Consider the following 19,142-nt stretch of genomic DNA (forward strand, 5'->3'; position numbering starts at 1 on the left):
GCCAGGATGCCAACCTACCGCTTCACGTGCGAAACCTGTGGAACGTTCGATCGCGACTTACCCATGAAGGAGGCCGGCTCCACCGCGCGCTGTCCGTATTGCGGCATGATGGCTCTCCGCCAGTTCACTTCCTTTTATGTGGGTACCGCGGTGTCGGCTGATCGCCGCGCGCGGTCGGGTGGTGGAAAAGAGCCCGTTTGCGTCGTTCGAGACCAACCACCTTTGCAAAACGGACCGCACGCAGGCCATCGCCATGGCCACGCCACGGTTCGCGCAGGCCGGCCCTGGCAGTTGGGGCACGTGCACGGGTGAACATATGACAAAATGAAAGGGGGACGATTCCATGCGGCACGGAGATATCGTGAGCAGTCGAGACACCGTCGGCATTGCGGTGGTGAACTACAAGATGCCCAGGTTGCACACGCGCGAGGAAGTGATGGACAACGCTAGGCGCATTGCCGACATGATTGGGGGATTGAAGCTCGGTTACCCAGGGCTCGATCTCGTCGTTTTTCCCGAATACAGCCTGCACGGCATTATGTATGACGAACAGGAGATGTTCGAGACGGCCGCTTCCATCCCCGGCCCGGAGACCGACGTGTTGTGTGACGCCTGCCGGACGCACGGGGTGTGGGGCGTGTTTTCCGTGACCGGGGAGCGACACGAAGAGCACCCACGCAAGTGGCCGTACAACACGGCCATTCTGGTGAACGATCGCGGCGAGATCGTGCAAAAGTATCGAAAAATTATGCCTTGGACGCCCGTCGAACCATGGTACCCGGGACAGGAGACGTTTGTCTCCAATGGTCCCAAGGGGCTCAAAATCAGCCTCATCATCTGCGATGACGGGAACTATCCCGAAATATGGCGGGACTGCGCCATGAAAGGGGCCGAACTCATCGTGCGGCCTCAGGGCTACATGTATCCCGCCAAGGAGCAACAGATCCTTATGGCCAAGGCCATGGCTTGGGCGAACAACTGTTACGTCGCTGTCGCGAATGCCACAGGATTCGACGGGGTCTACGCTTATTTTGGGCACTCGGCCATCATCGGCTTCGACGGAAGGACGCTCGGGGAATGCGGGACGGAGGAGTACGGCGTCCAGTACGCGGAGATCTCCATCTCCCAAATCCGCGAATTCCGGCGAACGGCTCAGGTCCAAAACCATCTCTTCAAACTTCTTCATCGAGGATACGCCGGTTATCTATATTCCGGTGATGGCAATCGCGGCGTCTGCGAGTGCCCGTTCGACTTCTACAAGACGTGGGTGACTTCGCCGGAGGTCGCGCGGGCCAACGTCGAAGCGCTCACGCGGACCACGCTCGACACGGACGACTGCCCTTACGCGCCCATCCGCGCGAAGACATCTGGCGTACCCGTGGGGTGAGGCGAATTCACGGCAGCGGATTGGCCAGATCGGCCTGCTTCAGGAGTTGCATGAATTGACTCACATTGCCGGTGTTGATGAGCATTGTGATGGCCTGGGCTGCCGCCTGCTCGAACGCAGGATTGGCAGCCTCGCCGTTGGCCAGGCTCGGGACAAGCGCATCTTTGTGGAAGGCCGCGGCCGACGCCTGACTATACGCGTCGAAGCCGGCGAGGGACACGTCGGTTCGCGGCGGGATGGATCCCTTCCATAGATTAAATTGCCGTTCTGCCTCGCGAGACGCCACGACGCGCAGAAAGTCGAGTGCGCCTTCGGGATTTTTGGACCCCTTGGGCATGCCGAACGTGTCGATGATGTACTCGAAGTCACCGCCCGTGCCCGGGAACGGCGTCCAGCCAAAGTCTCGTCCTTCCTTCCAACCGCTGGCCACGAAATACGCCTTGGCCCAGTCGCCCATCGCGTTGAAGGCCGCCTGGCCCGAAACCACGAGCCCACATGCGCCATCCCACGACAACTGGGCGTGATCGGCGTTGGTGTAGGGCAGCAACTGCAGGAAATTGTCGCACGCCTTGCGAATCACGGGCGACGAGATGGGAACTGTGCCGTTCCAGATGCCGTTATAGATCTTGGGGCCTGCGGTCGCGAGTAGCACGTCCTCCCACAGCATCACGGAACCCAGTTGATCCCGGTCTCCATAGGCGATGGGAGTCACGCCGTGCGCCTTGAGGACCTTGCAGTCCGCGAGCAACTGATCAAACGTTTGGGGCGGCTTGAGCCCGTACTTGTTGAGCACGCGCGCGTTGTACCAGAGCACGTTTCCTCGTTCCACGTCGATGGGCACGGCGTAGACGTGGCCGTTGTACGTCACACCGTCCATCACGACCTTGGGCAGTACCTTGTAGAGGTTCAGCTCGCGATACAGCGCGTCGAGCGGTTCCATCTTCCCGGCCTTCACCCAGACCATCAGTTCTTGCCCGACGTGGACCTGAAAGGTCTCGGGCGGATCGCCCGCGGTAATCCGGCTCGCGAGCACGGCCTTGGCGTTGTCGCCGCCACCGCCCGCCACGGCCTCATTCACGATGTGCTCGCGCGGATAGCGGGAGCGAAAGACGGAGATGAGGGCGTTGAGCGCGTTGGTCTCGCCTTTCGCCGTCCACCAGCTGAAAATTTCTACATCTTGCTCCGCCTGTGCCTGAGACACCGGACGAGGCGTGGGCCCAACGTGTTGGCCCGCCGCCCCGCAGCCCGCCAGCGCGAGGCACAGCGCGCTCCAACCCGCCACCTGTGCGAATCTCCGCTGCGCCATGCTTCCACCTCCGCCTTCTACACTTCGAAGCTCGCCATCAGCTGATGGAGCTCGCTCGCGCGCTCGCTCAGCCGGCCGGCCGTCCGGTTCACCTGCTGCACCGCGGACAGTTGCCCCCGCGCTGTCGTGGACAGGCCGTCGAGATCGCGCATCACCTGCGCGAGGTCGTCCATGAGCCGGCTCACGGTCCGCCGCATGGGTTCGAAATCCGGCTCGTTGCTCCGTGAGCGGCGCGTCTCTGCGCTTGCTGCTGCCGCTTCCGCAAGGTGCCCGTCCAACTGGCGCACGTTGGCCATGACGCGCTCGATCCCGTCGCGCACGTGCTGCAACACGTCCGCCATGTGCAGCGCGCCGTGGGCGGTGTAGTCGCCATTTTCGATGAGTTGCTTGAAGTCGCTGTACAGCTCTTCCGCGGTCTCCCCCATCTGAGACACCAGCTGTTGCAGGCTCCGCGCCATGCGCTCGAAGCCGCGCGCGAGGCTTCCCAATTCGTCCTTGCGCCGTGAGGCGTAAAGCGTCACGGAAAAATTGCCCGCAGCAATCTCGTTGGCCGCGTCCATCATGGACTGCAGTGGCTTCGACAGCACCTGCCGCGTGAACAGCCACGCGCACGCGACGGCCACGAGCAAGGCGCAGGCGCCTGCCACCAGAATGTCCGTGAGGAGGCTCTGCAACGAGGCCAAATCTGACGCGATGGACAAGCGGACGTTCGCGCTGTATTGCATGCCGGCGTAGCCTGTGAGGGGCACGACGAGATCGATAGTGGAACCCTCGAGGGATGTGAGGATTCTCCGCTCGCCGAGCGCGATGGTGCTCGAAGGGGACGCCTGGCTGCCGATGCGGCGAGGATCCGTCGACGCGATGTCGTACAGAAAGTCGTTTAATTTGTAGATGTCGAACGAAACCAGATCCGGATTTTGTCGTTTCAGATTGAGCAGCACGGACTCGAACTGATAGTCCGGGACGTCGCTGAGGAGCGCCGAGTCGATGGTCTGGACAATAGAAACCGCTTTCTCCTTCGATAGGTCAATAATGCTCTCGCGGCTCTTGAAATAGACGATGGTCAGCGTGGCGGAAAGGGTGCCGAGGATCACGACGCTGAACAGGATGACGAGTTTGCGAAACAGGGTCAAGCGGGCTCCTCCTCCGTCCCACTTCTGTTCAACCGCCGGACGGCGTATACTGATACGTAACGTGCCATTCTCGCATTCTATGACCTTCATGCTAGGGCATTCCGCGGGGCTTTGCAATAGACGGACGCATCGTCCGCCATGCGAGGCAATGGGGCCGCCAATTCGAGGGGTGACCGAGGGTTGCACGCCAACGTCGACGCTTCGGCCATGCGCCGAATGAACCGCGCCACGGTCCTCAAGCTGATTCGCGATCTCCGGACCACCTCGCGCATCGACATCTCGCAGATGACCGGCCTGAACAAGGCCACCGTGTCGAATATCGTGGATGAGTTGATTGCGGAGCAGTTGGTGCTCGAGGTCGGGTATGGATCCTCGAGCGGCGGACGCAAGCCCATCCTTCTTCGCTTCAACGCCAATGCGGCGTACGCCATCGGCGTGGACGTACAACTGTCGCACATGACGACGGTCGTGTGTAACATCCGCGGCGAGCCGGTGTATCGCCAGGTGCGGGCCCTAGGGCTTTCCGAGGCGCAGGACGTGCGAGCTGTGTTGCTCGAGGCGATTGAGGAGGAGCTGCGGAAGGCCATCGCCGCGGCTCCTCCGAGCCCGTACGGACTCCTCGGTGCGTGCCTCGCGCTTCCGGGCATGGTGGACTTCCGCCGGGGTGCCGTGTACTACCTCCCGAGCGCCTTTGTCGGCGAATGGGAGATTCTCGCCGATCTCGGCCGGAGCGTCGATATCCCGCTCTTTCTCGACAACGACGCCAACTGCGGCGCCTGGAACGAGTACATGGCGCAGGCCATGAAGCTCAAAAACCTCGTGTTTGTGAACATGGGACTCGGCATTGGGGCCGGGATCGTCATCGAGGGAAAGCTATACCGCGGCCGGGATGGCATCGCGGGCGAGGCGGGCCACATGACCATCAATCCCATGGGTTCAGCGTGCATGTGTGGCAGTTACGGATGTTGGGAGGAGTACGCTTCCGAGCGCGGTCTGATGAGGTATTTGCGCGAAGCCGGCGCGGATTTGTCCGCGTTGAATCTGCGCGAATCGCTGCTCGAGCAGGCGTTGGAACAGGCTCAGAACGACAATCGCGCGTGCATTCGCGCGTTTCATTCGCTGGGGCAGCATCTTGGCCTTGGCATTGCTAATCTCTTGAACCTGCTTAACCCCGACGAGGTCATCCTCGGGGGGAGTGTGGCGCGCGCTGCCACGTTCGTGCTCCCTGAAGTGGAGCGCGTCATCAAGCACCGCGCGCTGCTCCAAAACAAGCAGATCCCCGTGCGCGTGGGGAGTCAGCACGCCGTGGCCATCGGCGCCTCGCTCCTCGCCGTGCACGAGACGTTGTTTGCTTCTGCTATGGAGCCGATGCCGACGTGATCGCGCCCCTTCGACACAGGGACTTGGGCAACCTGGTTTGCACCACAGCGTAAGCGCCGAGCCAACCAGAGAAAAGGAGTCATCGGAAGATGAGAGTTTCGCTCTTCGTCGATGGTGCGAACTACTACTACATGCAGCGAGACAAACTGAAGTGGACCATCGACGCGCAGAAGTTGTTGGAGTGGGCCAAGAGCAAAGGCGAACTGGTGGACGCGTTCTACTATATAGGAAGAAGTTCTCCGAGCGACGTCCGGGAGCAGAAGTATTTGGACATGCTCGCGTACAGCGGGTACTCCATCGTGACCAAAGACATCAAGGAAATCGTCCAGGAGGATGGGTCCATCACGCGAAAAGCCAACCTGGACATCGAGATTGTGCTGGACATGTTCAATACCATTGACAATTACGACATGGCCATCCTGGTCAGTGGAGATGGCGACTTTGAGCGGGCCCTCCAGCTGTTGCGGGCCCGTGGCAAAAAATTCATCGTGCTCTCCACCGCCGGATTTATCGCGTCTGAACTCCGCATGGTGGCCGGGATGCATTTCATCGACGTCAATACGCTGCGCGATCAGCTGGAGCGCGTGACCACGTGACGTGCCGCCCGCCCGGGCGCGAGCGCGAACGTGAGGGCGCAGGCGACTAAACTCGTCGCGGCAACGGCGAGGAAGCCGCGGCTGAGGCCGACGTGATCGCCCAGCCAACCGACGACGGCGGGCCCGCCGAACATGCCGATGGCGTAGATGGCCTGATAGAAGCCCATCGCCGTCGCGCGGCGGCCCGCCTCGATGTGGCGGATAGCGAGGCCCATGAGCACGGGCATGCACAGTCCTTGGCCAAAGCCGTTCACGGCTTGGGTGACGTACAGAAGCGGAAGGGCGTGGCAGAGTGGAATCGCCGCCGTAAAGAGCGCCGCAATGGCGAATCCGCTCGCCACCACGTTCCGCTCGCCCATCCAGCGCGAGAACAAGCTGCCGCTGAAGTACGACGCGATGGCGTTGGGGAGCGTGGCCGCGAGCGTGAGCCAGCTGAGATCGGCCTTGTTCGCCCCAAGGCGCGTCGCCTGCTCCGGCGTGAAGCCGAACATCGTGGTGAAGGTCACGACCTGCGCGAGGACCGCGAGGAACGAAACGCCGAGGACAATGCGATCCCGCCCGACCGTCAGCATGTCGGCGATGCGGATGCCGGCTTGATTGCGCGCGGGAGGCTTGTCGACGATGAAACAGGCGAGGAGGGTGGCTGCGAGTCCACCGGCGGCGCCGAGCCAGAAGGCCGCGTGCCAGCCGTATCGCTCGGCCATCACGCCGCCGAGCGTCGATGCCGCGAGCTGGCCAATGGAGGTGTAGAAGCTGAGGACGCCCATCGCCTTCGGCGCCTCGTCGGGTTGGTGATAGCTCGCGTAGAGCACGGTGAAGACGACCCAGCAACCGGCTGCGATGCCGGCGAGAAGGCGGAACGTGAGCGCCCAGAGGACGGAATGAGTTACAGCGAAGCCTAGGCTCGACAGCATGCCGATGGCGCCGCCCGCGATCACGAAGGGCTTCCGGGTGCGAATGTTGTCGGACCACACGCCGATGGGCACCCGCACGAGCATCTGCGAGAAGCCATAGGAGCCTACGACCATCCCCGCCATGCTGAGCGATCCCCCGATGGCAACGACGTACGGCGACAGAAGCGGCACGTACGTGTAGGTCGAAAACCAGTACAGTGCCGTCACGGCGTAAAACAGCGGGATGCGGTTGCCCATGGGGCGGCCATCCTTTCCATGCGAGGTGTGTGTCATGCAAGCGATGTTTGAACTTCTGGGCCTCGCGATGCTGGGCTTATTTATCTGGAGAAGTGCGCAAGCGGAGCGCGACAAGCGAAGGAATCGCCGTTCATGACCCGCCCCATGGCGGGTTTTGTTGATCATCCCCGTGTTTCCGCTTGCGCTCCCCGATGCCAAAGCCCCACTGGAGAAACGCAGGGGTGATGCACAGGAAAAGAAGGCCCCAGCGCGCCGTGATGGCCGAGACCACGAGGCATGCCACCGGGATGGCGATGGAGAGGATGCGCAGCCAGTTCCGATTCATGCGCCTCACCTCGATTCGGTAACGGTTTCATTATAGCGCGGGAGTGGGAGGACGATCGCGTCCAGCCGGCGAATACAGAGAGGAAACGCGAGATTCTCGTGAGCACTCAGGTTTTCTCGAAAGGCGGCGTGGAACGTGTCTCAAGCGACGGGGAATGGGATCGCGCCCCTCCTCCTCGCCCCCGATTCCTTCAAGGGCTGTCTCACGGCGGTCGAGGCCGCCCGAGCCATGGCGGAAGGCGCCCACCGCGCTTGTCGAGCTGCGGAGTTCAGCCTCCTTCCCATCGCCGACGGCGGCGAGGGTACACTCGATGCGATCGCGACCTCTACCAATGCGCGTTGGTTATCGGTAGTCGTCACGACCGCGAGCGGCCAACCTAAGCAAGGCCGTTTCCTTGCCCTCCCCGATGGCACCGCCGTCGTCGAGTGCGCGGAGGCCGTCGGCCTGCCGGACGCCCTCCGTTCGGGCGCGGACGTCTGGCGCCGGACCACGGTCGGGGTCGGCGAGATGATCCGGCACGCGCTCGACATGGGCTATCGCCGCATCGCCGTCGCGCTCGGGGGATCCTCCACGAACGACGCGGGCGTCGGCATGCTCGCGGCGCTCGGCGTACGATTCCTCGATGATGCGGGCCAGGACGTGCCCCCGGTGCCGGCGGAGTTTCACCGCGTGGTGCGCGTCGACGTGTCTGGCCTCGACGAGCGCCTCCGCGGCGCCGAGATGCTCGCCGTGTGCGACGTCGACAACCCGCTCGCGGGCGAAAACGGGGCCACCACCATTTTCGGGCCGCAGAAGGGCGTTCCTGCGGAAGACGTGCCCTACTTGGACGCTGAGCTGACGCACATCGCGGCATTGTGTGAGGCGGAGTTCGGGCGCCAGGCGGCGGACTTGCCCGGCGCAGGCGCCGCAGGCGGCCTTGGCTTCGCGCTCTACCTTCTAGGCGCCACGCGCGTGTCCGGCATTGATTTCGTGCTCGACGCCGTCGGGTTCGATCACGCCCTTCAGCGAGCCGCGCTCGTCCTCACCGGCGAGGGCCGCACCGACGGCCAGACCGCGCGCGGCAAAGCCGTGGCGGGTGTGGCACGCCGCGCGCAAGCCCGCGGCGTGCCGGTGTTCTGTATCTCCGGGGCCATCGGCCCGGGCGCCGAGCAGCTGTACGAGCACGGCGTATCCGCCATGTTCTCCATCGCGCCAGGGCCCATCTCGCTGGACGAGGCCATGGCGAACGCCACGTCGCTTCTCGCATCGGCGACGGAGAACGCCGTTCGCGCGTGGCTCGCTGGCCGCGCAGGCAAGCCGTAGGTCCGCGTCAGCCGAAGGGCGCGAATCCTTCATCGTACACCCTGAGCGGTACGCCTCGCGCCGCGGGTCTCGCGCGTGCCCGTGTTGCCGACCGGCCTGCACTATGGCCGCTTTGGCACCTGTCGTGGGTCGAACCGCATCTGCCGCGTTCATGCTACAATGGCTTTGTGGGCGATCTCGCCCTCATTCTTTCACATCTTCTAACACACAAGTATACAAGAGCTGGCACAGGCTCGTGGCGGTTGTGCGCCGTGCGCACCGCTTGGCGCGCTGGTCGAGCCTGTCGGCGAGGAGGGGCGAGATGGCGGATCGAGAACCGAGCGAATTGCGCGTCTTGACATTTGGAGAACCGCTGGTGGTCTGCGTACCGGATGGCGCCGGGAAACTGCACCAGGTGCGCCGCTTTCACACGGGTTGTGCCGGCGCGGAACTGAACACCGCAGTCGGCCTCGCGCGATTGGAGGTCCCCGTCGCGTACATGGCGAAGGTGGGCGATGATCCGTTTGGCGAACAGATCCGCCGTGCGCTGCGCGAGGAAGGCGTGGATGACCGACTCGTGACAGCTTCCCACCGGTGCCCAACGGGGATCTACTTCAAACAGTGGGCAGGGATCGACGGGCGGACCGAGGTGTTCTACTACCGAAGCCAGTCCGCCATGGCCGAGGAAGGGTTCGCGACGTATTCAGCCGAGGAGTGGCTTGCGTCGGGCGAAATTGCGTGGGTGCACGGGACGGGCATCACCTGGATGATCGGTGAGGCGGCCCGCGCGGCGAGCGATGCGCTCGTGGAGGCGGCCCGGCGATGTGGCGCCACGGTCTCGTTTGACATCAACGTGCGCCTCAAGCTGGCGCCGGAAGACGCGTGGCGGGCGCTCTTGGCGCAAGTCGCGCCGAACGTCACGTGGCTCTTTTTAGGTGACACGGAGGCGGAGTTGCTGCTTGGCACGGCACGCGCTCAGGAGGTCTGGGCGTCCATCCGGGACATGGGCTTTGCTGGTGAAGGCGTGATCGTCAAGCGGGGCGCGGAAGGGGCGGAGTGGCTGTCGGATGGCGGCGTACTCCACGTGCCGGCGTGGCCCGTCTCGAACGTGGTGGACACGGTCGGCGCGGGGGATGGCTTCAACGCGGGATTCATTGCGGGGCGGATGAAGGGCTGGACCACCGAGGAGGCGCTGCGGCTGGCGGCCCTCGTCGGCGCGTGCGCCGTGACCGCCGAGGGGGATTATGACGGCTACCCGACGTGGCGCGAGGCCATGTCGTATCTCGAGGGCCAGGGAGGCGTGGAGCGATGAACGTGGTATCGATGCTGGAACAGGAGAAGATTGTCGCGGTCCTGCGGCGGTTGCCGTCGGACACGTTTCTCGACGTCGTGCGTGCGCTCGTCGACGGCAGAGTGCGAGCCATCGAGGTGACCATGGACGCGCCGGACGGCGCGGACCTCATCCGGCGGACGCGCGAGGCGTTGGGCGATCGCGTCCTGCTTGGCGCAGGCACCGTGTTCACGCGCGACCAGATGCAGGCGGCGAAGGAGGCGGGCGCGTCGTTCTTCGTGTCTCCGCACCTCGATCCCGACCTGATGAAAGCCGCTAAAGAATGGGGCGTCCCGATGGTGCCGGGCGTGCTCACGCCGACGGAGGTCGCCGCGGCGCTTCGGCACGGCGCGCAGGCGGTGAAGATCTTCCCTGGCAGCCTCGTCGGCCCGGGCTATCTGCGCGATCTCCGCGGTCCGTTCAAGGATCTTAAGGCCATGGTGACGGGCGGCGTGGGCGAGGACAATGCGCGCGCCTTCCTCGACGCGGGTGCAGTGGCCGTGGGCGTTGGCAGTTCACTCTTCCCGAAGGCGGATCTCGAGGCCCGGGACTACGCGTCCATCGCGAAGCGGGCGGAGCGCCTGGTCCGCCTCGTGCGCGGCTGAGGGGAGGGACTGCGGATGCAACTTTCCTTTCGCTGGTACGGCCCGGACGATCCCGTCACGCTCGAAAAGATCCGGCAGATTCCAGGGTGCGTCGGCATCGTCTCCGCGCTCTACCACGTGCCGCCAGGCGAAGTGTGGCCCGAAGACGAGATCCGCGAGCTGGTGCGCCGGGTGGAGTCACTCGGCTTTCGCCTGACCGTCATCGAGAGCGTGCCGGTGCACGAGGACATCAAGCTCGGGCGCCCGGCGCGCGACAGGTACATCGAAGCGTACCAACAGACGCTCAGGCGGCTCGCGAAGGCCGGGATCGACACGGTCTGCTACAACTTCATGCCGCTCTTCGACTGGATGCGCACCTCGCTCGCCTATCCGCTGCCGGACGGATCGAACTCGCTCGCGTATTTCCACGACGAGGTGGACGAAGCGGCGCTCCTGTCGGGTCGGGTGAAGCTGCCGGTCTGGAACATCGACGAGGACGGCGAGAAACTGCGCCGGCTGCGGGACGAGTACCGGGAGCGGGGCGACGAGGGACTCTGGGACAGCCTCGCCTATTTCCTGCGCGCCGTCGCGCCCGTCGCGGAAGAGGTAGGCATTCGCCTGGCTATCCATCCGGACGATCCGCCCTGGCCCGTCATCGGCATCCCTCGCATCATCGGCCGGCACGCGTCGTTTCTGCGCATGTTCGAGATCTGCGATTCGCCCGCAAACGGCGTGTGCTTCTGCTCGGGTTCGCTTGGCGCGAGCGCCGAGAACGACCTGCCCGCCATCCTGCGCGATCTCGGCGAGCGCAATCGGCTTCACTTCGTCCACCTGCGAAACGTGAAGCGCGTCGGCGAAAAATCGTTTTACGAGTCCGGCCACCTGTCGCGGGACGGATCGGTCGACATGGCGGAACTCGTGGCCATTCTCGCGCGGCTCGACTACCAGGGCCCGGCGCGGCCGGATCACGGCCGGATGATCTGGGGCGAGACGGGCATCCCCGGCTACGGCCTGTACGATCGCGCGCTCGGCCTCACGTATCTGAACGGCCTCTGGGAGGCGTCCCGTGCGTTCGTCGAGAACAGAGTCTGACGCAGTGGTCTGCGCCGCTCCGCTTTACACCGCCGGTATAATGGAAGGCGGGTGTTGATCTGGGCACGAGGTGCTCAAGGAGTCGGAGGGGCGCATGGACAAGGCATGGCTCGACGGCCTGGCGGAGGTCGTGCAGGAGGCAGGCCGCCTGGTGGAGGACATCGCCAGGCAGGGCTTCGATACGCAATTCAAGAATCCAGAAGAGAGGCGAGATCCGGTCACGACAGCCGATCTCGCCTGTGACGCGTTTCTGAAAGAGCGGCTGCTCGCGCTCCTTCCGGAGGCGGGTTGGCTGTCGGAGGAGACGAAGGATCGGCCGGATCGCCTGAGGAAAAGCTGGGTGTGGATTGTCGATCCCATTGACGGCACGAGGGAGTTCGTCCGACGCATTCCCGAGTACGCCATCTCGGTGGCGCTCGCGCGGGACGGCGAGCCGGTGGCGGGCGCGGTGGTGAATCCCGCGACGGGGGATCTGTTTCTCGGCGCGGTGGGCCTCGGCGCATGGCGGAATGGAACGCCCATGGCCTGTTCCCGCATCCGCGGCGAGCGGCTCACGATTCTCGGCAGCCGGTCGGAGATGAACCGCGGCGAGTTCGAGCCGTTTGCCGGCGTCCTCGACGTCCGGGCGGTGGGCTCCATCGCGTACAAGCTCGCGCTCGTCGCGGCGGGCGAGGCGGATGGCACGTTCAGCCTCGGCCCCAAACACGAGTGGGATATCGCGGCAGGCGTCGCGCTTGTCCTGGCGGCGGGCGGCCGGGTGCACGACGGCGCCGGGCGACCGTTTCGCTTCAACCAGCCGCACACGCTCACCCGCGGCATCGTGGCGGCCACGCGCGAGGCGTACGGCGATCTCGCCCTGCTGCTGGAGCGGCACGCCCCACGGCGCGCCTAGCCGTGGAGGTGCAGGCGCGCGGCGAGGATGCCGAGGTCTTCGTGCAGCGCGGTGTAGGTCTCGTCGAGGCCCGCCTGCGAGGGCAGCCACGCGTACCCGAGGGGCGTGGGGACGGAGCTCGCGACATAGCCGACCGGGTACGGCTCGACCGCCACGCCGACGCGCCGAAAGTCCATGACGGCGCGCGCCATCTGCGCCGCCGATGCGACGAGAACGGGGTGCAAGCGGTGGAGTCTGCGCAGGATGACGGCCGTGTGTTCGGCGTTCTCCTCAGTCGTCCGGCTCGTGGCGTCCACGTAGAGGTCGCGCGGTGGCACGCCGAGTGCGGCGAGATCGCGCGCGGCGATGAGCGCAAACGCGTAGGATTTTCCGTTCGCGCGGATGAGGGGCCCGCCGGAAAGGACGATGGGCAGGTGCAGCTCGCGGTACAGGGCCGCCGCGGCGAGGACGCGCTCGCCTGAGTCGCCGTACAGGGTGCCGGTGTCGAGGGCGGGATCGGCGAAATCCGGCGTGGCCGCCGAAAAGCCCGCGCCGAGCACCACGATGGCGTCACCTGTGGGACGCGCAGGCGGCGCGTAAGCGCGTTCGAGAGGGATGAGAAGCCAATTGCCGACGGCCGTCGTGCACGCGGCAGCGAAGGCCAGCGACACGGCGGCCAACGCGATGGCAAATCTGCGGCGATGGCGTGCGAGGAGAACGGCCAAGACCAACGTGAGGGTGGCGAAGAGGCCCGGCGGCAGGGCGAGGCTCTCCGCCAGCTTGACGGCCCACAGCATAGGGGGAATCAGTCCTCGCCGTCCTCAAACAGCGTGAGGTATTCGCCGTACCCTTCCTTTTCGAGGTCCTGCTTCGGGATAAAGCGGAGCGCCGCCGAGTTGATGCAGTAGCGGAGACCGCCCTTGTCGATGGGGCCGTCGGGAAACACGTGCCCCAGGTGCGCGTCTGCGTCGCGGCTGCGGACCTCGGTGCGGATCATGCCGTGGCTGAGGTCCAGCCGTTCCACCACGGCGTCCTGTGAAATGGGCTTCGTGAAGCTGGGCCAGCCGCAGCCGGAGTCGAACTTGTCTCTCGACGAGAAGAGCGGTTGCCCGGACACGATGTCGACGTACAGGCCCTCCTCGTGGTGGTTCCAGTACTCGTTCTGAAACGGCGGCTCCGTCGCGTTTTCTTGGGTCACGGCGTACTGAAGCGGCGTCAGGCGCTTTCGCAGCTCCTCTTTGTTCCACTTGCGCTGGGATTCGCTCATGGCCATCTCTCCCTCTCGTCAGGCGGGGCGATCGCGCCTTGACGGTCCGACGCGATCGCCACAGGCTCAATGGTGGCCGTGGGACTCGTCTTTGCCGAGTTCCTCGAGCATGGCGGAGACGATGCGGAGGTTCTTCTGCACCACGGGCTCCTTGAGGAGTTTCAGCAGGCTGAACACGCTGTACGTGGTAGTGTCGTGTTCGGCGCGCTCCTTGGCCACCTTGTACGCATCGAGCAGCTTCTTCGCGGGGCCCACGGCCGGTTCGACCATCTGTTTGGCGAGCTTGCCGAATCCTTCGAGCGAGTCTCCGTCCGTGATGACGTCTTCCACGGCCTGAGACACGCGGCTGACGAGGTAGACCAACTTCGCGAGTTGGGGGAGGTGTTCGACGATGGCGGTGAGGCTTTCGAGCGTGCGCTCATCGGCCGTCAGCGCCTCCACCAGCTTGGCGATCTGCGGCAACCGTTCGAGCACGTGGTTCAACGACCGTTGAACGGACGGATCCAGCAGAATGTCCGACACATCCAGCGTCTCTTGCATCTGTTGCGTCTCACTCACGACGGATGAGCCTCCTTGCGCCTTGCACCGTAGAACTGCGTGCTTGGTTGTGATTGTCTGGGACTCTCGATTCCACTGCTCAGTATAGTGGACGCGAGGCCCGATGTCTAATAGAGGATGCCATGAAGAACGCGAGATCTGCGTGGGCAGATGGCCTCGCGATGGGAGTGAATGGCTTCGTGTCTCGAGGGAGTCGCGCGAGCCGAGAGCCTGAAGCCTGGCTTCTCGGCGCAGGATTTGCGGAGCACGATACCCCCTTCGTGCAGACGGTGCACCAAGGGCTCGACTGCTACCTGTTTCGCCTTCAGCTCGACGGCCATGCGGTCGTCACGACGTCCGGTGCATCGATGGTGGTCAGCGCAGGGGACCTGCTCCTCTTTCCGGCAGGGGAACCGTACGAGCTGCGAATCGAGCCGGACGAGGGGGAACGCCCGGGCGAGCACTTGTCGACCGATCTGTACTTGTTCTGCAACGGCCCGTGGGTCGATGAATGGTGGAACCATCGGCCGAGGAAGCGGCACTTGCGCCTGGCGCTACACGAAAACTGCGTGTATCTCTGGCGCCAGCTCATCGAGGAATACCGCCGGCCGGGCAAGCCGGACCAAGAGCTCTGCGACTACTTGCTCCGGTCGCTGTGCCTCACGTTTGACAAATATGGCTACGATCCGAAGCGCGCCACGCCCGTCCCTATCGCAGCGGAGCGCATTCGAGCCTATATCGAGCGGCATGCGGCGGAAGACCTGTCGCTCTCGGACGTCGCCAACGCCGTCGGGCTCTCGGTCTCGCGCGTCGTGCACATCTTTAAAGAGGCTTACGGTCAGACCGTCGTCCAGTACCTGCAAAATGTGCGACTGCAGATGGCGTGCGATCGCATGCGCTTCAGCAACCTGAACCTCGAGGAGATTGCCGACCGATGCGGGTTTCATTCGTACTCCTATTTCTACCGCGTCTTTCGCAAGAAATACGGCATTTCGCCCCGCGAGTTCCGCCAGCGAGCGACGTGATGACACGTGAATCCTGCCGTTTCTGATGGGAACGACGTGTTGATTTTGGTCTTGACGAGCGGTGTTTGCGCACCAGCCACATTCGGAAAAAGATAACCAGATTCGTCATCCCGTTTCGCGGCCGACTGTGATTCAATGTCTGGCGTGCGACTGATCCGGCTCCGGCCGCGAAAAGGGGAGAGACCTGTCTTGGCTGGCGTGTACCGACGATTATCTCGCTTTTATCGGCCGTACCTGTCGCTCCTTTGGGTGAGCCTCGGCTTCCTCGTCTTGACGGCCCTGTTGCAGCTCGCGTATCCCTATCTCCTGAAGGCCATTGTGAATCGCGTGATCCTCGGACGCCGCGAGGATCTGCTGCTCCCGCTCGCCGGGGCCATCCTCCTCGCGTCCCTCGTCAAGGGCGTCTGCAACTTCACGCAGGCGTACCTGGCGCAGGTGTTCGGCGCGCGCACGGCTTTCGATCTGCGCAACGAGCTGTACCGCAAACTCAACCACCTGCCATTTCGGTTTTACGACGAGATCCACACGGGCGACCTCATGTCTCGCCTCACGGCCGATCTCGACGCCTTCCGCATGTTTTTCGCGTTTGGCATCAACAACCTTGTGAACTTATTCCTGACCATCGTGTTCAGCATCGGCATGATGCTCACGCTCGACGTCCGGCTGGCCCTTCTTCTCTCCATCGTCGTTCCCGTGCTCGCCGCGACAGCCATCCGCTTCGACAAGAAGATTGGCCCCGTCTTCATGGCCATCCGCCAAACGCTGGGCAGGCTCAATTCGGGCGTCCAGGAGAGCCTCATGGGCGTTCGCACGGTGAAGTCCTTCGCGCGCGAGGCGCACGAGATCGACAAATTCCGGGAGCGCAATCAGGCCTATTACGACGCCAACATCCGCGCGACCAGGCTGTGGCGCGCCTTCTTTCCCGCCATCGAGCTGACCGGGAATCTCGGCGTCGTGCTCATCCTTCTCGTCGGCGGGTGGCTCGTGATGTCGGGCCACATGAATCTCGGCGATCTCGTCGCCTTTCTCTCGCTCATCTGGTACATGATCTGGCCCATGTCGCAGCTCGGGTTCTTCCTGAACAACTGGACCCAAGCCACCGCCGCCGGCGCCCGCCTCCTCGAGATCCTCGAGCAGGAGGACGATCTCGACGATTCTCTTGAGCAAGAGGACCGCCCGATGGCGGGACTCGTCGAGTTTCGCGGCGTGAGCGTCAAGCTGGGCGGTGAATACGTGCTGCGCGATATCACGTTCACCGCGCGGCCCGGCCAGACCCTCGCGATTGTCGGCCTCACGGGAAGCGGCAAGTCCACACTCGTCTCGCTGATTCCCCGCTTCCGGGACGTGGACGAAGGCGCGGTCCTCGTGGACGGCGTCGACGTGCGCCAATGGAAGCGGGAGGCCCTGCGGCGGCAAATAGGCTTCGTCTTTCAGGAGGCGTTCCTCTTCTCCACGACGCTTTTTGCCAACATCGCCTACGGGCGCCCGGACGCGGACATGGCCCGGGTGCAAGAGGCAAGCGAAGTGGCGGACGCGGCCGAGTTCATCCATCGGCTGCCTGACGGGTATCTCACGCTCGTGGGCGAGCGGGGTCTCGGCCTTTCCGGCGGCCAGCGGCAGCGGGTTTCCATCGCCCGCGCGCTCGTGCCCGAGCCTCGCATTCTCATCCTGGACGACGCGACGAGCGCCGTCGACATGGAGACGGAGGAAGTGATACAGAAGCGTCTCGCCGCACGAGCAGGGCGCGCCACGACGCTTCTCATCGCCCAGCGACTGAACGCTGTGAAAGACGCGGACGAGATCCTCGTGCTCGACGGCGGTCGGATCGTCGAGCGGGGCCGACACCAGGAACTGCTCGATCTCGGCGGCCTGTACCGCCAGATCTACGACATGCAGTTTAGGGATCTCGAGGCTTTGCGCCAGTTCACGAATGCTTGCATGGCGGAAGGAGAGCGTTGAGATGGCACGTGCGCAGGAAGTCCAGGATAACGCCGAGCCGCTCCTCCGCGCGCCGTTCATCTATCGAGACGATGAGGCGCTCGAGAAAAAGCTGCAGCTGTCGCTCATTCTGCGGCTCGCCTCCTACATGCGGCCCTATCCGAAGCTCATTGCGTTGGCGCTCCTCGCGACGGGCGGCAATCTCGTCGTGACGCTGCTCGCGCCGTATCTGGTGGGGCGAGCGGTCGACGCGCTCGTCGGCCATCGCCATTCGCACCTGCTGTTCGAGTACGCGGCGGCGCTCGTCGCGCTCTATCTCCTCAACTTCGCCGCGTCGTTCTGCCGGATTGACCTCACCAATCGCCTCGGGCAACGCGTCATTCAGCGCCTGCGCGACGAGCTGTTCGTCCACGTGCAGGGGCTCTCATCCGACTTTTTTGACGCGCGCCCCGCGGGCTCCATCCTGGTCCGCATCCTGAACGACGTGAACTCGCTCCAGGATCTGTTCACCAACGGCGTCATCAATTCGATCACGAACGTGTTCACGTTAATAGGCATCATCGCCATCATGTTCTCGCTCAACTGGCGGCTCGCGACAGTCGCGCTGGTCGTCGTGCCGTTCATGTTCGTCCTGTCGCTGCGGCTGACTGTGCAAATTCGACGCGCCTGGCAACAGGTCCGCCTGCGTCTGAGCCGCCTGAACGCGCACTTGGCGGAAGCCATTCAGGGCATGCGGGTCACGGAGGCGTACGTCCGCGCAGATGAAAATCAGACCTTCTTCGAGCAAATGAACCGCGATTACATGCGGACCTTTCTGAGAGCGCAGCGCTTCAGCATCCCGTTTGGCCCGCTGGTCGACCTCACCGGTGCCCTCGGAACGGCACTTCTGTTCTGGTACGGCGTTCATCTCGTGCACACGGGCGTGGTCACCGTCGGGCTTCTCGTCGCGTTCGCGAACTATCTGGGCAGCTTTTGGACGCCCATCAGTCAGCTCGGGCAACTGTACAACCAGGTGCTCGTCGCAATGGCGTCGTCGGAGCGCATTTTTCAATACCTCGACACCCGGCCGACGGTGACGGACCGCGGCGTCGTGCGTGAGTTACCGCCTGTCCGGGGGCACGTGGAATTCTGTCACGTCACCTTCGCCTACCAGCCCTCGCGCCCAGCCATTGAGGACGTCTCGTTCGTCGCACGCCCGGGGGAGACCATCGCGCTCGTCGGCCACACCGGCGCTGGAAAATCGACGGTCGTCAATCTGCTCGCCCGCTTCTACGATCCGACCTCGGGCGAGATCCGCATCGACGGGCACGACCTCCGCTCCGTTTCACTGGGCAGCCTTCGTCGGCAGATGGGCATGGTGCTGCAGGAGACGTTCCTCTTCTCGGGCTCGCTCATGGACAACATCCGCTACGGCCGGCCGAATGCGACGGACGAAGAGTGTATCGCAGCGGCCAAGGCCGTGTACGCGGATGAGTTCATCCGCCGCCTCCCGGACGGTTACTTCACCGAGGTGCAGGAGCGCGGGACGCGGTTGTCCCAGGGGCAGCGCCAGCTCATCTCGTTTGCGCGCGCCATCCTCGCGGATCCCAGGATCCTCATTCTTGACGAGGCCACGGCGAGCATTGACACATACACGGAGCACCTCATTCAGCGGGCGCTCAAGGTCCTCCTCGAAGGGCGTACTTCGTTCGTCGTCGCGCACCGGCTGTCCACCATTCGCGAGGCGGATCAAATTCTCGTGTTTGACGGCGGTCGCATCGTCGAACGCGGCCGGCACGACGATCTCATGCGCCGCCGCGGCGCCTACTACAAGCTCGTGCAGGCGCAGTATCGAAGCATGATGGAAGGATGACGTTGGGTCGCACGGAGCGTAGAAGGGTCAATTGGCACTGACAGATTCTACGCCATGAATGGAGACTTTCACAATGATGAAGTTGGA

The 19,142-nt window shown here is 64.0% G+C and carries 19 protein-coding genes; 12 read left to right on the forward strand and 7 right to left on the reverse strand.

Annotated features, from left to right (window positions below; translation table 11 throughout):
* The first annotated feature begins 6 nt into the window (after window positions 1-6).
* Together AC27E8_RS04940 and AC27E8_RS04945 are read left to right on the forward strand one after the other, a co-directional pair.
* A complete protein-coding gene (locus AC27E8_RS04940) occupies window positions 7-312 on the forward strand; it encodes an FmdB family zinc ribbon protein (protein ID WP_487098260.1) in 306 nt (101 codons plus the stop codon).
* Between the two features lie 31 nt (window positions 313-343).
* Window positions 344-1,387, forward strand: coding sequence for an aliphatic amidase (locus tag AC27E8_RS04945; RefSeq protein WP_487098258.1), 1,044 nt, complete (start codon window positions 344-346; stop codon window positions 1,385-1,387).
* Window positions 1,388-1,394: 7 nt separating this feature from the next.
* Here the strand turns inward: AC27E8_RS04945 and AC27E8_RS04950 are convergent, their stop codons facing one another.
* Both AC27E8_RS04950 and AC27E8_RS04955 read right to left on the reverse strand, forming a co-directional pair.
* Window positions 1,395-2,693 (reverse strand): ABC transporter substrate-binding protein, encoded by a 1,299-nt coding sequence (locus tag AC27E8_RS04950; protein WP_487098256.1) that lies wholly within the window; start codon window positions 2,691-2,693, stop codon window positions 1,395-1,397.
* 17 nt (window positions 2,694-2,710) lie between these two features.
* Entirely contained in the window at window positions 2,711-3,826 is a 1,116-nt protein-coding gene (locus AC27E8_RS04955; protein WP_487098255.1) for a HAMP domain-containing protein, read from the reverse strand.
* A gap of 180 nt (window positions 3,827-4,006) precedes the next feature.
* On the opposite strand from AC27E8_RS04955, the gene AC27E8_RS04960 reads away from it, so the two are divergent.
* Together AC27E8_RS04960 and AC27E8_RS04965 are read left to right on the forward strand one after the other, a co-directional pair.
* Window positions 4,007-5,206, forward strand: a complete 1,200-nt coding sequence (locus AC27E8_RS04960; protein WP_487098254.1) for an ROK family protein — start codon at window positions 4,007-4,009, stop codon at window positions 5,204-5,206.
* An 89-nt stretch (window positions 5,207-5,295) separates the two neighbouring features.
* Window positions 5,296-5,802, forward strand: coding sequence for a LabA-like NYN domain-containing protein (locus AC27E8_RS04965; protein WP_062305761.1), 507 nt, complete (start codon window positions 5,296-5,298; stop codon window positions 5,800-5,802).
* On the opposite strand, the gene AC27E8_RS04970 is transcribed toward AC27E8_RS04965, so the two are convergent.
* Window positions 5,778-6,953, reverse strand: coding sequence for an MFS transporter (locus tag AC27E8_RS04970; protein WP_487098252.1), 1,176 nt, complete (start codon window positions 6,951-6,953; stop codon window positions 5,778-5,780). The two genes, AC27E8_RS04965 and AC27E8_RS04970, sit on opposite strands and share 25 nt — an antisense overlap.
* Window positions 6,954-7,083: 130 nt before the next feature.
* Window positions 7,084-7,278, reverse strand: a complete 195-nt coding sequence (locus tag AC27E8_RS04975) for a hypothetical protein (RefSeq protein WP_041695416.1) — start codon at window positions 7,276-7,278, stop codon at window positions 7,084-7,086.
* 135 nt (window positions 7,279-7,413) lie between these two features.
* Here AC27E8_RS04975 and AC27E8_RS04980 point away from each other — a divergent pair, with 135 nt between their 5' ends.
* The 5 genes from AC27E8_RS04980 to AC27E8_RS05000 all read left to right on the forward strand — a co-directional run bounded on the left by AC27E8_RS04980 (window position 7,414) and on the right by AC27E8_RS05000 (window position 12,457).
* A complete protein-coding gene (locus AC27E8_RS04980) occupies window positions 7,414-8,580 on the forward strand; it encodes a glycerate kinase (protein ID WP_487098250.1) in 1,167 nt (388 codons plus the stop codon).
* A 301-nt stretch (window positions 8,581-8,881) separates the two neighbouring features.
* Window positions 8,882-9,871, forward strand: a complete 990-nt coding sequence (locus tag AC27E8_RS04985; protein WP_487098249.1) for a sugar kinase — start codon at window positions 8,882-8,884, stop codon at window positions 9,869-9,871.
* Window positions 9,868-10,494 (forward strand): bifunctional 4-hydroxy-2-oxoglutarate aldolase/2-dehydro-3-deoxy-phosphogluconate aldolase, encoded by a 627-nt coding sequence (locus AC27E8_RS04990; protein ID WP_487098248.1) that lies wholly within the window; start codon window positions 9,868-9,870, stop codon window positions 10,492-10,494. Before AC27E8_RS04985 ends, AC27E8_RS04990 begins: the two co-directional genes overlap by 4 nt.
* A 15-nt stretch (window positions 10,495-10,509) precedes the next feature.
* A complete protein-coding gene (locus AC27E8_RS04995) occupies window positions 10,510-11,565 on the forward strand; it encodes a mannonate dehydratase (RefSeq protein WP_487098246.1) in 1,056 nt (351 codons plus the stop codon).
* A gap of 94 nt (window positions 11,566-11,659) precedes the next feature.
* Window positions 11,660-12,457, forward strand: a complete 798-nt coding sequence (locus tag AC27E8_RS05000) for a 3'(2'),5'-bisphosphate nucleotidase CysQ (protein WP_487098244.1) — start codon at window positions 11,660-11,662, stop codon at window positions 12,455-12,457.
* Here AC27E8_RS05000 and AC27E8_RS05005 read toward each other — a convergent pair.
* The 3 genes from AC27E8_RS05005 to AC27E8_RS05015 all read right to left on the reverse strand — a co-directional run bounded on the left by AC27E8_RS05005 (window position 12,454) and on the right by AC27E8_RS05015 (window position 14,261).
* Window positions 12,454-13,233 carry a YdcF family protein gene (locus AC27E8_RS05005; protein WP_487098243.1) on the reverse strand — a complete coding sequence of 260 codons (780 nt, stop codon included), beginning with the start codon at window positions 13,231-13,233 and terminating at the stop codon, window positions 12,454-12,456. The two genes, AC27E8_RS05000 and AC27E8_RS05005, sit on opposite strands and share 4 nt — an antisense overlap.
* An 8-nt stretch (window positions 13,234-13,241) precedes the next feature.
* A complete protein-coding gene (gene msrB / locus AC27E8_RS05010; protein ID WP_487098242.1) occupies window positions 13,242-13,703 on the reverse strand; it encodes a peptide-methionine (R)-S-oxide reductase MsrB in 462 nt (153 codons plus the stop codon).
* Window positions 13,704-13,769: 66 nt separating this feature from the next.
* Window positions 13,770-14,261 (reverse strand): helical membrane plugin domain-containing protein, encoded by a 492-nt coding sequence (locus AC27E8_RS05015; protein ID WP_014465293.1) that lies wholly within the window; start codon window positions 14,259-14,261, stop codon window positions 13,770-13,772.
* A 179-nt stretch (window positions 14,262-14,440) separates the two neighbouring features.
* Here AC27E8_RS05015 and AC27E8_RS05020 point away from each other — a divergent pair, with 179 nt between their 5' ends.
* The 3 genes from AC27E8_RS05020 (at window position 14,441) to AC27E8_RS05030 (ending at window position 19,055) form a co-directional block, all read left to right on the forward strand.
* A complete protein-coding gene (locus tag AC27E8_RS05020; RefSeq protein ID WP_487098241.1) occupies window positions 14,441-15,265 on the forward strand; it encodes an AraC family transcriptional regulator in 825 nt (274 codons plus the stop codon).
* 198 nt (window positions 15,266-15,463) lie between these two features.
* Window positions 15,464-17,224, forward strand: a complete 1,761-nt coding sequence (locus AC27E8_RS05025) for an ABC transporter ATP-binding protein (RefSeq protein WP_487098427.1) — start codon at window positions 15,464-15,466, stop codon at window positions 17,222-17,224.
* 1 nt (window position 17,225) lies between these two features.
* Window positions 17,226-19,055 (forward strand): ABC transporter ATP-binding protein, encoded by a 1,830-nt coding sequence (locus AC27E8_RS05030; protein WP_487098239.1) that lies wholly within the window; start codon window positions 17,226-17,228, stop codon window positions 19,053-19,055.
* The last annotated feature ends 87 nt before the right edge of the window (window positions 19,056-19,142 follow it).

Source organism: Alicyclobacillus sp. CIJ1 (genome assembly GCF_057538885.1).